This is a genomic window from Nocardioides sp. P5_E3, from assembly GCF_054049275.1.
In genome coordinates, this window is the sequence record NZ_JBFUMR010000004.1 from 1 (window position 1) to 13,137 (window position 13,137).

Below are 13,137 nucleotides of genomic sequence, written 5' to 3' on the forward strand. Positions count from 1 at the left end.
CGCAGGGCGCGCCCGCGGCGGTCCGGGCCGACGTCGTGTCCGACGCCCTCGCCGCGCTGCAGCGCCACCCGGGCGCGGCGCGCAGCACCGACGGCCAGGCCTTCGTCGCCGGCACCACCCTCGTCGACCCGGACGGCAGCACGCACGTGCGGTTCGACCGCACCCTGGACGGCCTCCGCGTGGTCGGCGGCGACCTCGTCGTCCACCGTGACGCCTCCGGCGGCTGGGACGGCGTCAGCCAGACGGTGGCCGCGCCGCTGACCGTCGGCACCGACGCCGCGATCCCGAGGACCGCGGCCACGCGCACCGTCCTGGCGCGCAACGCCCGCACCGCCGGCGTCCGCGGCGACGACCGTGCCGAGGCGCGTGAGCTCGTCGTCGACGCCACAAGGGCCACGCCGCGCCTGGCGTGGGAGGTCGTCACCGGCGGCACGCAGGCCGACGGCACCCCCTCGCGCCTGGCGACGTACGTCGACGCACGCACCGGCACGGTGATCCGGAGCGAGGAGCAGGTCGTCAACGTCGACGGACAGGGCCAGACGCTCTACAGCGGCACGATCCCGCTGCAGGTCAGCGGCTCCGGGACGTCGTACACGCTCAAGGACGCCACGCGCGGCGGCACCTACACGACCGACATGAAGAACGCCGAGGACTCGATCTTCTGCCAGATCTTCGGCACCGGGTGCTCCACGGGCACGACGTTCACCTCGACGTCGACGACCTTCGGCAACGGCCAGCCCAGCAACCGGGCGAGCGCCGGAGCCGACGCGCAGTACGGCTCCGACGTCACGTGGGACTACTTCAAGGCCGTGCACGGGCGCAACGGCATCTGGAACGACGGCCGCGGCTCCTACAACCGGGTCCACTACGGCAACGGCTACGTCAACGCGTTCTGGGACGGCAGCAAGATGACGTACGGCGACGGCGACGGCGTCGACTTCGGGCCGCTGGTCTCGCTCGACGTCGCCGGCCACGAGATGACCCACGGCGTGACCGAGAACTCCGCGAACCTGACCTACTCCGGCGAGTCCGGCGGCCTCAACGAGGCGACCTCCGACATTTTCGGCACCCTCGTCGAGTTCCACGCGGGCAACGCCAACGACCCGGCCGACTACCTCATCGGCGAGGAGTTCGACCTCAAGGAGCACGCCGGGTTCCGCCGGATGGACCGCCCGTCGTCCGACGGCAGCTCGCTCGACTGCTGGAGCAGCACCGCCAAGGACGTCGACGTGCACTACTCCTCCGGCATCGGCAACCACTTCTTCTACCTGCTCGCCGAGGGCAGCGGGACCAGGACGATCGGCGGCGTGAGCCACAGCTCGACGACCTGCAACGGCTCGTCGGTCACCGGCATCGGCCGGGACGCGGCAGCGAGGATCTGGTACCGCGCGCTGACGGTCTACATGACCTCCGGCACCACGTACGCCGGTGCGCGCACCGCGACGCTCGACGCGGCGCGGGACCTGTACGGCGCCGGCTCGGCCCAGCACACCGCTGTGGCCGCGGCCTGGAGCGCCGTCTCGGTCGGCTGACCACCCCAGCCGACCCACATGGGGAGTGGGGGCGTCAGACGAGGCGAGCCACGGCCGCCACGACCGACGCCCCCACGACCACGACGAGGAACGGCATGCGCAGCAGCAGGGCCACCACGGCGAAGGCGAGTCCCAGCGCGCGTGCGTCGAGCACCAGCTCGGGGCCTGTCGAGAAGACCTGCACGGCGACCAGTGCCGACAGCAGCGCCACCGGGATCAGGTCCGCGACCCGCTCGACCGTCGGGTGCGCCAGCACCCGCTCCGGCAGCGACAGCCCCGCCAGCTTGAGCAGGTAGCACCCGACGCCGGCCAGCAGCACGGCGGTCCACATCAGTGGTGCCTCCCTGCCACGTCGTCGGGCCCGGGGACCTCGGTGGGGTCCTGGCGCTTGCCCAGCACCCCGACGAGCAGAGCCACTCCGCCGGCCGCGAGCACCGGCACCCCGGCCGCCGTCACCGGCACCGCCGCGAGCGCGACGGCCGCGGCGAGGACGCCCACGAGGACGTTGCGCCGGTCGCGGAGCCGCGGCCACAGCAGGGCGAGGAACGCGGCGCCCACGGCGGCGTCGAGACCGAACGTGCGGGGGTCGCCGACGGCCTCGCCGGCGACCGCCCCGACGGCGGTCGCGAGGTTCCACAGGACGAAGACGGAGACACCGGTGGTGAGGAAGCCCAGGCGGGTGCCCTCGGTGGTGTCGCGGGTGACCCCCATCGCCGTCGACTCGTCGATCAGCACGTGGGCGGCCGCCACGCGCCGCCAGCCGCGCCAGCGCAGCAGCGGCGCCATCCGGAGGCCGTAGAGGGTGTTGCGGGTGCCGAGCAGCAGCGCCGTCGCCGCACCCGACACCGGGGCGCCTCCCGCGGCCACGACTCCCACGAGGGCGAACTGGCTGGCACCGGTGAACATCAGCAGCGACAGGACGCACGTCTGGGCGATGCTCAGGCCGGAGGCGACCGACACGGCGCCGAAGCCGAAGCCGTACGCCCCGGTGGCCAGGCCGACCGCCAGGCTGTCGCGGACGATCGCCGACCGCTCAGTGGGACTGATGGCGGCTTCGGACACGCCCCGAGGCTAGGTCATCTGCCGGGCGGGCCCGGAGCCCGTCCCGACCCGCAGCTCAGTGGCGACGGCGTGCGCGGGCGGCGCGGCCCTGCTGCTGGTGGAAGTCGTGGACGAGCACGAACGCCGCGGCGACCCCCGCTGCGGCGCCGGCGACCAGCCCCACCCGCAGGTTGAGCGGGAGCTGCGGCACGGCGCCGAACCAGAGGCCGATGCCGACGCAGACGACGAGCGCGGCGAGGACGAGCACGTACCTGTGCAGAGCGGGAAGCGGACCTAGCATCTGGACCCCCGTGGTGGACCGGCGAGCGGCCGGTCAGTCCATGGTGACGCGCGTGACGCGAAATGCAAGCGCCCCAGGGGTGAATTACCCCGATCGGGTCATGCCGCGAGAGACGAGGTCAGGCGATCGCCGTGTGGAGGCGTACCTGCTTGACGGTGGTCGTGCCGGTCCCGTCGAGGTCGAGCTCGCGGTGGGCCGTGTCCGGTGCCCAGCCGGCGTCGGTGAGGAACGTCCGCAGGGCGTCGTCGCCGGCGTTGACCCAGCTGACGGCGCGGGTGAAGCGGTCGGCGGCGAGGGTGTCGACGGCCGCCTGGAGCAGCCGCGAGCCGTGGCCCTTCGCCCGCTCCGAGGGGTCGAGGGTCACCTCGGCCAGCTCTCCGTCGGCGACGGGGTCGCAGTCGGGGTCAGCGGCTGCCGAGGTCAGGGCGAAGCCCACCACCCGGTTGCGCTCGAGGGCGACGAGCACCCGGTTGCGGGCGTCGGCCGGACGCGCGAGCACCTGGCGCCACTGCTCGGCGACGGCGTCGACGTCGGTCGGCAGCACCTCGGCCGGCAGCAGGCCGGCGTAGAGCTCGGGCCACGCCCGGACCTGCACGGCGGCGATCGCCGGCGCGTCGTCGGCCCAGGCGACCCGCACGGACACGTCGGCACTGGGTCCCCCGCCTGCGGGGGAGTGGCTGTGGGACATCAGCGCGGGCTCATCGATAGGTCTCGGGGAGCTTCTCGCCGATCTTGACCTGCGGCTTGGGCAGCCGGAGGAACTTCATCTGCAGGGACCGCATCGCGGCGTAGAGCGTGGTGCCCTTGACCGGCTCCTCGGGGAAGCGGCGGGCGAGCTCGCGCCGCAGCCGGAGCCGGAGCATCACGATGTCGAGGACGATCACCAGCAGGGTGGTGAACAGGACCGTGTTGCCGAGCTGGACCATCGTCGAGCTGCCGGAGTAGCCCAGCACCATCGACACGATCAGCAGCGGGACCATCAGCTCGATGAAGGAGAACCGCGAGTCGACGAAGTCGCGGATGAAGCGGCGCACGGGACCGCGGTCGCGGGCGGGCAGGTACTTCTCGTCACCGGTCTTCATCGCCTGGCGCATCTTGCGGGACGTGTCGCCGCGCGCGGCGCGCTGGGCGGCGGCCTGCTCCTTGCGCGTGCGGGGCACCTTCGCGCGGGCCCGGGCGGCTGCCTCGGCCTCCTTGCGCGTCGGCGTGGGTCGACCCTTGCCGCCCGCCTTCAGGTCGGTGGTGGGGGTCTCCGGCTCGGAGTTGGTACGACGGAACACGCGTGCTGCCTTCACATGGCTACGAGAGGAACGGATGGACGGATCGTGACGGTATGACCAGCCTATCGTCGCGACCCGCCGGGCGCGGCGTCGCGGGATGCCCTACCTCCGCCTTGGGTTTGGTTCTAGGGTGAGAACGACAGTCCAGTCGTTCCAGCCACCACCCCCGCATGACCAAGAGAGGGTCTCCACCCCGATGAGTCTCATGAAGCGCATCAGCCTGATCTTCCGCTCCAAGGCCAACAAGGCCCTGGACAAGGCGGAGGACCCCCGCGAGACCCTCGACTACAGCTACCAGCGGCAGCTCGAGCTCCTCTCCAAGGTCCGCCGCGGTGTCGCCGACGTGGCCACCAGCCGCAAGCGCGTCGAGCTGCAGGTCAACCAGCTCGACCAGCAGGCGGCCAAGCTGCAGGGACAGGCCGAGAAGGCCATCGGCGCCGGTCGCGAGGACCTCGCCCGCGAGGCGCTGACCCGCAAGTCGGGGCTCGCCTCGCAGATCACCGCCCTCAAGGAGCAGCAGGCGACGCTCCAGGGCGAGGAGGAGAAGCTCGTCCTGGCGCAGCAGCGGCTGCAGGCCAAGGTCGAGGCCTTCCGCACCCGCAAGGAGACCATCAAGGCCACCTACACCGCCGCCGAGGCGCAGACGCGCATCGGCGAGGCGATGTCGGGCATCGGCGAGGAGATGGGCGACGTCGGCCTCGCCATCCAGCGTGCCGAGGACAAGACCGCCCAGATGCAGGCGCGCGGCCAGGCCATCGACGAGCTGATCGCCTCCGGCGCCCTCGACGACGCCTCCCAGCTCAACGCCGGCGACGACATCACGCGTGAGCTCGACGCCCTCAGCTCGGGCTCCGACGTCGAGGCCGAGCTGGCGCGGCTCAAGGCTTCGAGCGCCCCGCAGGCCATCGAGTCCTCCGAGACGGGTGGCGACATCCTCGCCGAGGAGCCCGAGACCGTGCGCGCCGAGGGCGAGACCAACGAGGGCGGGCGCGCATGATCGTACGCATCCTCGGCGAGGGTCAGTACGACCTCGACGACCACGCGCTCGACGCCCTCAACGGCCTCGACAACCAGATCGAGCAGGCCGTCGACTCGGGTGACGAGGCGATGTTCCGCACCGCCCTGCACGGCCTGCTGTCCGCCGTCCGCGCGAGCGGCTCGCACCACGAGCTCGACTCGCTCGACGAGTCCGACCTGATCCTGCCGCCGCCGGACGCGACCATCGACGAGGTCCGTGAGCTCTTGGGCGACGACGGCCTCATCCCTGGCTGAGGTCGCCCGACTCGTGGCCACCTCCCGCTTCATCAAGGACTCCGGGCTGACCGCCCGGATGACCCTCACCATGTTCCTGCTCGGGGCGCTGTTCGTGGGCCTCGTCTCGCTGGTCATCGCCTACGTCAACAGCGCCGGCGGGGCCATCGCGGTCGCAGCCATCGCGATCGGCATCGCCTTCTGGCAGTGGTGGAGCTCCGACAAGGTCGCGATGCGGGCGATGCGCGCCCGCGAGGTGAGCCCGGAGGAGGCGCCCGAGCTGCACGGCATGATCGACCGGCTCTGCGCCCTCGCCGACATGCCCAAGCCGCGGGTCGGTGTCTCCGACCTGCCGGTCGCCAACGCGTTCGCGACCGGTCGCTCGCCCGACCGTGCGGTGGTCTGCGTGACGACCGGCATCCTCCAGAAGCTCGATGCCGAGGAGCTCGAGGCGGTCCTGGCCCACGAGCTGAGCCACGTCGCCCACCGCGACGTGCTGGTGATGACGATCGCCTCGTCGGCCGGCATCGCGGCGGGCCTGCTGATGCGCTTCACGCAGTTCGGCGGCATGGGCCGCTCGCGCGGCAACAACAACAGCGCCCTGCCGGTCGCCCTGGTCGTGCTGCTCGTCAGCCTGTTCGTGTACGCCGTCAGCTTCGTGATGCTGCGCGTCCTCTCGCGCTACCGCGAGCTCTGCGCCGACCGGTCGGGCGCCTACCTGACGATGAAGCCGGCAGCCCTCGCCTCGGCCCTGCAGAAGATCAGCGGCGAGTCGGCCGCGGCCACCCCGACGAAGGACCTGCGCACGGCCAACTCGGCGAGCGCGCTGTGCATCGTCCCGGCGTTCGCCGGTGGCCTGAGCGGCCTGATGGCCACCCACCCGCCCCTCCAGCAACGGCTCGAGCAGCTCGCCCGGATCCAGGCCGAGCTGAGCCGGCCGAACGACTGAGGGGACGGCGATGGGACTCTGGGAGGCGATGCGCGCGCGGACGCAGCCCAAGCGCAACAACCTCGACGCGCTCTTCCACGTGCCGAGCGCTGCGATCACGCTCCAGACCGCGCTGGGGTTCGAGCCCACCGGCGCGGGATCGGTCTGCTACCGCTCGGCGGCCGGGGCGGCCTTCGCGCAGACCCAGGCCGATGTGCTGGCCCTGATCCGTGACGACGCCGAGGCGCCCGAGGTCGAGATCACCCAGGACGACTTCGGGTTCACCTGGCTCGTGGTCGCCGGTGACAAGGACGACGTGCCCGGGCTGTGCACCGACCTCCACGCCGTCAACACCACGCTCGAGCTCAACGGGTTCGAGTCCGGCCTGCTGTGCTCGATGGTCCCGTTCGCCAACGCGTCGGGTCAGCGCTTCGGCCTCACCTACCTCTACAAGCAGGGCACGTTCTACCCCTTCGCGCCCTCGGGCGAGCAGACCCGCGACACGCTGCTGGAGCTGTCCGTGCGCGACCTGCTGGGAGCCGAGCTCCCCATGGAGCCGGACCTGCAGCGGTGGCTTGCGGTCTGGAAGGCCCCGGGGCTGTGACGGACGCGGAGGCACGCGACCGCTCGATCGCGGCGTACGACGTCCTCGACGGGGAGCCACGCCGCGAGCTCGACTCCCTCGTGCAGCTCGCCGCCCAGGTCGCCGGCGTGCCCTTCGCCGCCGTCAACCTGCTGAGCTCCCACTCGCAGCACCAGGTCGCGACGGCCGGCTTCGACGGCGCGGACTCGCCGATCGACCACTCGATGTGCCGGCTCGTGGTGGAGAGCGGCACGCCGATCATGCTCGAGGACGCCGGTGACGACGTGCGCTTCGCCCACAACCCGTGGACGACCGGCGAGCTCGCCGACGTGAAGTACTACGGCTCCCACCCGCTCACGACACCCGCCGGCGTCACCATCGGCACCCTCTGCGTCTTCGACGACCGGTCCCACGAGGTGACGCCCCAGGCGGCCCGAGGCCTGGCCCAGCTCGCCGACCGCGTGGTGGACGTCCTCGAGCTCGAGCTCGCCTCGCGCCGCCTCAGCGTGGCCAACGCCCGCCTCAGCACCTCCAACGAGCGCCTTGCCCAGTTCGCCGGGCAGGTCAGCCACGACCTGAAGAACCCGCTGACGTCCATCTCGCTGTCGCTCGAGACGCTCGAGCTCGACATCGAGGAGCCCGACCAGCTCGACACCCTGGCCCGCGCGCGCCGCGGCGTGGACCGGATGACCGACCTGATCAACAACCTGCTGGAGTTCGCGCAGCAGGGCCAGGCCCCGGGTGAGGACGTCGTCGACCTCGCCGTGGAGATGCAGTCGGCGCTCGACGACCTGACCGGGCGGATCCCCCGCGAGCAGGTGGGCGTGGGCGAGCTACCGCTGGTGCGCGGTGACGCCGGCCAGCTGCGGTCGGTGCTGATGAACCTCGTCGACAACGCGGCGAAGTTCACCGTCGCGGGCGAGCAGCCCGACGTCGAGGTCGACTCGATGCCGGTCGACGGGCACCATCGCGTCGAGGTGCGCGACCGGGGCCGCGGGATCCCGGACGAGAAGCGCGAGCGGGTGTTCGCGCCGCTGGCGCGCCTCGACAAGACCGTCGAGGGCTCGGGCATCGGGCTGGCGACGTGCCGTCGGATCGTCGAGGCCCATGGCGGCCAGATGGGCGTCGAGGACCGCGAGGGCGGCGGAGCCGTGTTCTGGTTCGAGCTGCCCCGCGCCGACGCCTGAGCCCGTCCCGCGCAGGTCGCGCCCGGGGTCAGGGCAGCTTGGCCTGCTTCATCTGCCGCGAGGCGTAGACGTTGCCGATGACGGTGCCGTCGAGCCAGGCGGTGAGCCGCTGCGCCTCGAGCTCGAGGGCGGCGAGCCCGTCGGGTCCGACGTCCTCCAGCAGGGACAGCCGCACCACCCCCTCCTCGTCCTGGACCCAGCAGCCCACGATGCGGCCGTCCCACCACGCCGTGGTGCCGGCGTTGCCGTTGGTGTCGAAGAGGTAGGGGACATGCTCCGGGGCGAGGTAGAAGTCGCGCGACTTCCAGCCCATCACCGTGGGGTCGAGCGTCGGCAGGAGTGCCGCCCACGGCTCGACGGGTCCGGTGTCCTCGTCGGCGGGATGGACCCAGCCCGTCGTGCCGTGGTCGAGGTCGACCTCGACGGCGCCCAGGTCGGCCAGCGCCCGGGTGACGGCGGTCTTGGTCGACCCCAGCCACCACTGGATGTCGGCCGCGGTGCCGGGTCCGAAGGTGGTCAGCCACCGGTCCACCAGCGCGGCGTAGCCGGGGTCCTGCCCGAGCGGCTCGTCCACGACCCCCAGCCAGTCGTCGGCGGTCGTCCAGGTCGGCTTGTTGAGGCGCCAGTGCCCGGCGTTGCGCCCGCGCAGGGCCTTCCCCTCGAGGCCGAGGTGGGTGAGCACCCAGGGGGCGACCGACACGGGTCGGTCCCACGTCTTGTCGGTGGTGCCGCCGACCATCCCGGCCAGCTCCGGGACCTCGGCCCGCAGCTCGGCGGTGGTCGCCGGCCCCGCCGCCAGGCGGGCGAGCGTCGCGTCGCGGGCGGCGTCCAGCCACGCCTCCCCGTCGCGGGCGATGCCGCCGGCGGCGATGGCCTTGGCGATCCGCTTGCGCTCCGAGGTCGCCACCCGTGCCGAGGCGCTGCCCCATGCCGCGGGCAGCAGCTCACGTGGGAAGACGAACAGCGTCCGTCGCATCGCGAGCTGCTTCACCACCGACCGGGCGTCGTACAGCTCCGCGTCGACGTCCTCGGGCTTGACGCCCTCGGCGCGGGCGGCGACCGCGAGGTGCACGGTGGCCGCCTCGGTCGCGTGCAGGACCGTCATCGCGCGGGTCACCTCGGCGACGTCGGTCAGCCGGTGCGCCGGCGCCAGCGCGTGTCGTACGGCGATCCGGCTGCGGCGCTCGGAGTCGCTGATCCGCCGTCGTGCCATCGTCGTCGCGCCCGGTCGCTCAGTCGCGGTGCGACTTGCCGGGCAGGTCGAGCATCCGCTGGAGCGCCACGAGCGCGTCGGCCTCGGTGTCGGGGTCGACGGTGATCCGGTTGACCACGGTGCCGGCGACCAGGCTCTCGAGGGCCCAGACGAGGTGCGGGAGGTCGATGCGGTTCATCGTCGAGCAGTAGCAGACGTTGCGGTCGAGGAAGACGATCGTCTTGTCGGGGTGGGCGTCGGCGAGACGCTTGACCAGGTTGAGCTCGGTGCCGATGGCCCACACCGTGCCGGGCTCGGCGGCCTCGATGGTCTTGATGATGAACTCGGTGGAGCCGACCAGGTCGGCCTTGAGCACGACCTCGTGCTTGCACTCCGGGTGGACCAGCACGTTGATGCCGGGGTGCTTGACGCGCAGCTCGTCGACGACGTCCTCGGAGAACCTGCCGTGCACCGAGCAGTGACCCTTCCAGAGGATCATCCGCGCCTTCCGGAGCTCCTCCGTGGTCAGGCCGCCGCCGGGCTGCAACGGGTCCCACACGACGCACTCGTCGAGGCCGATGCCCATCTGGAGCACCGCGGTGTTGCGACCGAGGTGCTGGTCGGGCAGGAAGAGCACCTTGGCGCCCTCGCCGAGATCGGCTTTCTGGGCGAACGCCCAGTCCAGCGCGACGTCGGCGTTGGACGAGGTGCAGACGACTCCGCCGTTGCGCCCGCAGAACGCCTTGATGTCGGCGCTGGAGTTCATGTAGGTCACCGGGACGACGGCGTCCTGGATGCCCGCGTCGGCCATCGCGTCCCAGGCGTCCTCGACCTGGCGCAGACGGGCCATGTCGGCCATCGAGCAACCGGCGGCGAGGTCGGGGAGGACCACCTGCTGGCTCGGCGAGGTGAGGATGTCGGCGGACTCGGCCATGAAGTGGACGCCGCAGAAGACGATGAACTCCGCGGCCGGGCGTGCGGCCGCGTCGCGGGCCAGCTTGAAGGAGTCGCCGGTGACGTCGGCGAACTGGATGACCTCGTCGCGCTGGTAGTGGTGACCGAGGACGAAGACCCGCTCGCCCAGCGCCTCCTTGGCCGCGCGCGCCCGGGCGACCAGGTCGGGGTCGGACGCCGCGGGCAGGTCGCCGGGACACTCCACGCCGCGCTCGGCGTCGAGGTCGCGGCCCTTGCCGAGGGGGAGGAGCGGCAGGTCGACGAGGCTCATTCCTTCATCCTATGAGGGGGCGCGGACAGCTCACCCCGGGTGCCATGCTTCGGCCATGTCACGACGCGGTGAGGTGCTTGCCCTGGTGCAGGCCGGGGGCCAGGGGTCCCGGATGGACGTGCTGACGCGCGAACGGGCCAAGCCCGCACTGCCGTACGGCGGGGTGCACCGGCTGGTCGACTTCGCCCTCTCGGGGCTCGTTCACGCCGACCTCGCCGACGTGTGGGTGTCCCTGGAGTACCAGGTGACCTCGATCGACGACTACCTCTCCGGGGGTCGCCCGTGGAGCCTGGACCGCAACCGCGGCGGCTTCCGCCGCATCGTCCCGCAGACCGGCACCGGACCCGCGACCGAGAGCGGCTTCGCCCACGGCAACGGCGACCTGCTGCTGCGGATGTCGGCCGACATCGAGGCGTTCGGTGCGCGCACGCTCGCCGTGTGCAGCGCCGACCACGTCTTCAACATGGACCTCGCGCCCGTGGTCGAGGAGCACGTCGCCGCCGGTCGCGTGGCCACCGTGCTGACCAGCGAGGTCACCAAGAAGGACGCCTCGGACAACGTCGTCGTGATCGCAGGCCGCGACGGCACCGTCACCGGCGTCGAGAACAAGCCGTCCCGGCCCTCGGCGGGCACCGTCGCGACCGAGATCTTCCTCTACGACACCGAGGCGCTGCTGGAGACGCTGCGCGACCTGCGTCGCGAGCTGTCGGCGGAGGCCGACGGCGGCGACAGCGGCATCGGCGACTTCGGCGAGCACCTGCTCCCGCGGCTCGTGGAGACCGGGAAGACCGTCGCGGTCCCGCTGACCGGCTACTGGCGTGACGTCGGCCAGCCGAGCCTCTACCTGCAGTCCCACCGCGACCTGCTCGCCGGACGGGTCGACGTCTTCGACCACCCCGGCCGGCCGGTCATCTCGCACTGGCCCGACCGTCCCGCCGCCCGCGTGCGGGCGTCGGGGGAGTGCCGCGACTCGATGCTGTCCCCGGGGGCGGACGTCGCCGGCCTCGTCACGGGCAGCGTGCTGGGTCCCGGCGTCGTGGTGGAGAAGGGCGCGGAGATCCACGACAGCGTGGTGATGGAGGACTGCGTCATCCGCGCGGGATCGGTGGTGCGCACCTCCGTCCTCGACGAGCGCTCCGAGGTGCTCGCGAAGGCACGGGTCGGAGCGGAGCCGTCGCGGCGCCTGGCCCACGACGACGACCTCGTGCTCGTTGGCCGCGACTCCCGGGTCTCCGGCACCGTGGCCGCAGGCGCTCGCCTGGAGCCGGGCTCGGCGACCTGAGGCGCCGCCCGACGGGTCGTCGGGCTAGAGCAGCGAGCCGTGGTGCAGGTAGGGCGCCGGCGGCTTCATCCGCCGCAGGCACAGGTAGCCGTTGGTGTAGATCGCCATCCGCGCTGCCAGCCCCACGTCGAGCGCCCACGCGTTGGCCGCCGTGACGTGGTGGACCGACACCTGCGTGCCCGCCGACGAGGACGCCAGCGCCTCCCACATGAGCCCCGACGCCGTACGCCGGTTGGTGGCCGCCACCAGCACCGGCGAGCCGTCGTCGTCGACGTAGGCGTAGCCCGATCCGGTCGAGTGGTCGGTCACCACCAGCCTGAACTGGGCGAGCAGCAGCTCGTGGTCACCGAGGTGGGCCGCGCCGCGCGTGCGGCGGTCGACGGAGTCCATCAGGTCCACGTCGCCGGCCGTGCCCTCGCGGACCCGGTCCACCATCGGGATCGCGCTCCGGTCGACCACCCCGGTGAGCATCATCTGCGGGTGCAGGTCGAAGCCGGCCAGCCGGTAGCGGCGTACGGCGCCGGGGTCGGCGCTGGCGGCGAACATGCCGCGCAGGCACCCGCGGCCGTGGTGCATCGCCGCCGCCATCAGCTCGGTGCCGATGCCGCGACCCTGGTGCTCGGGCCGGACGGCGAAGGACGCGAGGATCCACATCAGCTCGCGGACCCGCGAGACCGCGCCGCCGACCACCTCGCCGTCGACCTCGGCCACCCAGCAGCCGCCCGGGTCGGTCACCAGCGCCTGCCCGGTCCGTCGGATCCAGTGGCTGTTGCGGGCGGCGGGGCGTCGTACGGGGTCGGGCCAGGCGCGCTGGTGGGTGCGGGTGTCGACCTCGTGGTAGGAGGTCGCGGTGATCTCGGCGAACGCCTCGAGGTCCTCCACGCGCATCGGCCGGACGAGCGGCGTGCTCACGACACGTGGGTGGCGTACCTCTGCAGGAGGTCGCCCCAGTGCGTGTACTTCTCGCGCACCTCCTCGGTGGCGGGGGTCCAGCCGCTGTGGACGAGCCGCACCAGCGTGCCTTCGGGTGCCTCGGTGAAGCGGACGTCGAGCACGGTCGCCTCCTCCTCGGGGTGCCCGAGCCAGAACTCCTGCGTGTAGTGGCCGATCGGGTCCCACTTCATCACCCGGCCCCAGACGTACTGCTCCTCGCCGTGCACCGACGCGACCGGCCCGTCGGGGTCGATGGCGATGCCGTTGAAGGTGGGCGGCTCGGGGCTGAGCAGGGGATCCCACCACTCGCCCATCTGGGCCGTGAAGCCGACGAAGGCCTCGGTGATGCTCGTCGGGACCGTGATCTCGGCGACGATGGGGTCGAGGCTCATGCAGGTAAGC

The 13,137-nt window shown here is 72.3% G+C and carries 16 protein-coding genes; 7 read left to right on the plus strand and 9 right to left on the minus strand.

What is annotated here, in order from left to right; genetic code table 11:
- Positions 1-1,532: M4 family metallopeptidase (locus tag ACXJKB_RS02990; protein ID WP_457185274.1), on the plus strand; the 1,532-nt coding region annotated here is incomplete at its 5' end.
- Positions 1,533-1,566: 34 nt separating this feature from the next.
- Here the strand turns inward: ACXJKB_RS02990 and ACXJKB_RS02995 are convergent.
- The 5 genes from ACXJKB_RS02995 to ACXJKB_RS03015 all read right to left on the minus strand — a co-directional run bounded on the left by ACXJKB_RS02995 (position 1,567) and on the right by ACXJKB_RS03015 (position 4,169).
- Positions 1,567-1,863, minus strand: coding sequence for an AzlD domain-containing protein (locus tag ACXJKB_RS02995; protein ID WP_191196805.1), 297 nt, complete (start codon positions 1,861-1,863; stop codon positions 1,567-1,569).
- Positions 1,863-2,594 carry an AzlC family ABC transporter permease gene (locus ACXJKB_RS03000; RefSeq protein ID WP_457185276.1) on the minus strand — a complete coding sequence of 244 codons (732 nt, stop codon included), beginning with the start codon at positions 2,592-2,594 and terminating at the stop codon, positions 1,863-1,865. Before ACXJKB_RS03000 ends, ACXJKB_RS02995 begins: the two co-directional genes overlap by 1 nt.
- 55 nt (positions 2,595-2,649) lie before the next feature.
- Entirely contained in the window at positions 2,650-2,874 is a 225-nt protein-coding gene (locus ACXJKB_RS03005; protein ID WP_457185278.1) for a hypothetical protein, read from the minus strand.
- A 118-nt stretch (positions 2,875-2,992) separates the two neighbouring features.
- The gene (locus ACXJKB_RS03010) at positions 2,993-3,517 is read right to left on the minus strand and encodes an N-acetyltransferase family protein (RefSeq protein WP_457185280.1); all 525 of its coding nucleotides are present in this window, start codon (positions 3,515-3,517) and stop codon (positions 2,993-2,995) included.
- Positions 3,518-3,572: 55 nt separating this feature from the next.
- Positions 3,573-4,169: a DUF3043 domain-containing protein gene (locus ACXJKB_RS03015; protein WP_457185282.1), complete on the minus strand. Its 597-nt coding sequence runs from the start codon at positions 4,167-4,169 to the stop codon at positions 3,573-3,575.
- A 181-nt stretch (positions 4,170-4,350) separates the two neighbouring features.
- On the opposite strand from ACXJKB_RS03015, the gene ACXJKB_RS03020 reads away from it, so the two are divergent.
- The 5 genes from ACXJKB_RS03020 to ACXJKB_RS03040 are packed head-to-tail and all read left to right on the plus strand — an operon-like array spanning position 4,351 to position 8,103.
- Positions 4,351-5,151: a PspA/IM30 family protein gene (locus tag ACXJKB_RS03020; protein WP_457185284.1), complete on the plus strand. Its 801-nt coding sequence runs from the start codon at positions 4,351-4,353 to the stop codon at positions 5,149-5,151.
- The gene (gene pspAA / locus ACXJKB_RS03025; RefSeq protein WP_457185286.1) at positions 5,148-5,426 is read left to right on the plus strand and encodes a PspA-associated protein PspAA; all 279 of its coding nucleotides are present in this window, start codon (positions 5,148-5,150) and stop codon (positions 5,424-5,426) included. The genes ACXJKB_RS03020 and pspAA overlap by 4 nt, the downstream gene beginning before the upstream one ends.
- Before the next feature lie 13 nt (positions 5,427-5,439).
- Positions 5,440-6,354, plus strand: a complete 915-nt coding sequence (gene htpX, locus ACXJKB_RS03030) for a zinc metalloprotease HtpX (RefSeq protein ID WP_457185288.1) — start codon at positions 5,440-5,442, stop codon at positions 6,352-6,354.
- Positions 6,355-6,364: 10 nt separating this feature from the next.
- A complete protein-coding gene (gene pspAB / locus ACXJKB_RS03035; protein ID WP_457185290.1) occupies positions 6,365-6,937 on the plus strand; it encodes a PspA-associated protein PspAB in 573 nt (190 codons plus the stop codon).
- Positions 6,934-8,103 carry an ATP-binding protein gene (locus ACXJKB_RS03040; protein WP_457185292.1) on the plus strand — a complete coding sequence of 390 codons (1,170 nt, stop codon included), beginning with the start codon at positions 6,934-6,936 and terminating at the stop codon, positions 8,101-8,103. The genes pspAB and ACXJKB_RS03040 overlap by 4 nt, the downstream gene beginning before the upstream one ends.
- Before the next feature lie 28 nt (positions 8,104-8,131).
- Here the strand turns inward: ACXJKB_RS03040 and ACXJKB_RS03045 are convergent, their stop codons facing one another.
- Both ACXJKB_RS03045 and nadA read right to left on the minus strand, forming a co-directional pair.
- Positions 8,132-9,316 carry a winged helix DNA-binding domain-containing protein gene (locus ACXJKB_RS03045; protein ID WP_457185294.1) on the minus strand — a complete coding sequence of 395 codons (1,185 nt, stop codon included), beginning with the start codon at positions 9,314-9,316 and terminating at the stop codon, positions 8,132-8,134.
- Between the two features lie 19 nt (positions 9,317-9,335).
- Positions 9,336-10,520 (minus strand): quinolinate synthase NadA, encoded by a 1,185-nt coding sequence (gene nadA, locus ACXJKB_RS03050; protein WP_457185296.1) that lies wholly within the window; start codon positions 10,518-10,520, stop codon positions 9,336-9,338.
- A gap of 55 nt (positions 10,521-10,575) precedes the next feature.
- On the opposite strand from nadA, the gene ACXJKB_RS03055 reads away from it, so the two are divergent.
- On the plus strand, positions 10,576-11,802 hold the full coding sequence (locus ACXJKB_RS03055; RefSeq protein WP_457185298.1) for a glucose-1-phosphate adenylyltransferase family protein: 1,227 nt from the start codon (positions 10,576-10,578) through the stop codon (positions 11,800-11,802).
- Between the two features lie 24 nt (positions 11,803-11,826).
- Here ACXJKB_RS03055 and ACXJKB_RS03060 read toward each other — a convergent pair whose 3' ends face one another.
- Together ACXJKB_RS03060 and ACXJKB_RS03065 are read right to left on the minus strand one after the other, a co-directional pair.
- A complete protein-coding gene (locus ACXJKB_RS03060; RefSeq protein WP_457185300.1) occupies positions 11,827-12,714 on the minus strand; it encodes a GNAT family N-acetyltransferase in 888 nt (295 codons plus the stop codon).
- Positions 12,711-13,127 (minus strand): SRPBCC domain-containing protein, encoded by a 417-nt coding sequence (locus ACXJKB_RS03065; RefSeq protein ID WP_457185302.1) that lies wholly within the window; start codon positions 13,125-13,127, stop codon positions 12,711-12,713. Before ACXJKB_RS03065 ends, ACXJKB_RS03060 begins: the two co-directional genes overlap by 4 nt.
- Between the last annotated feature and the right edge of the window lie 10 nt (positions 13,128-13,137).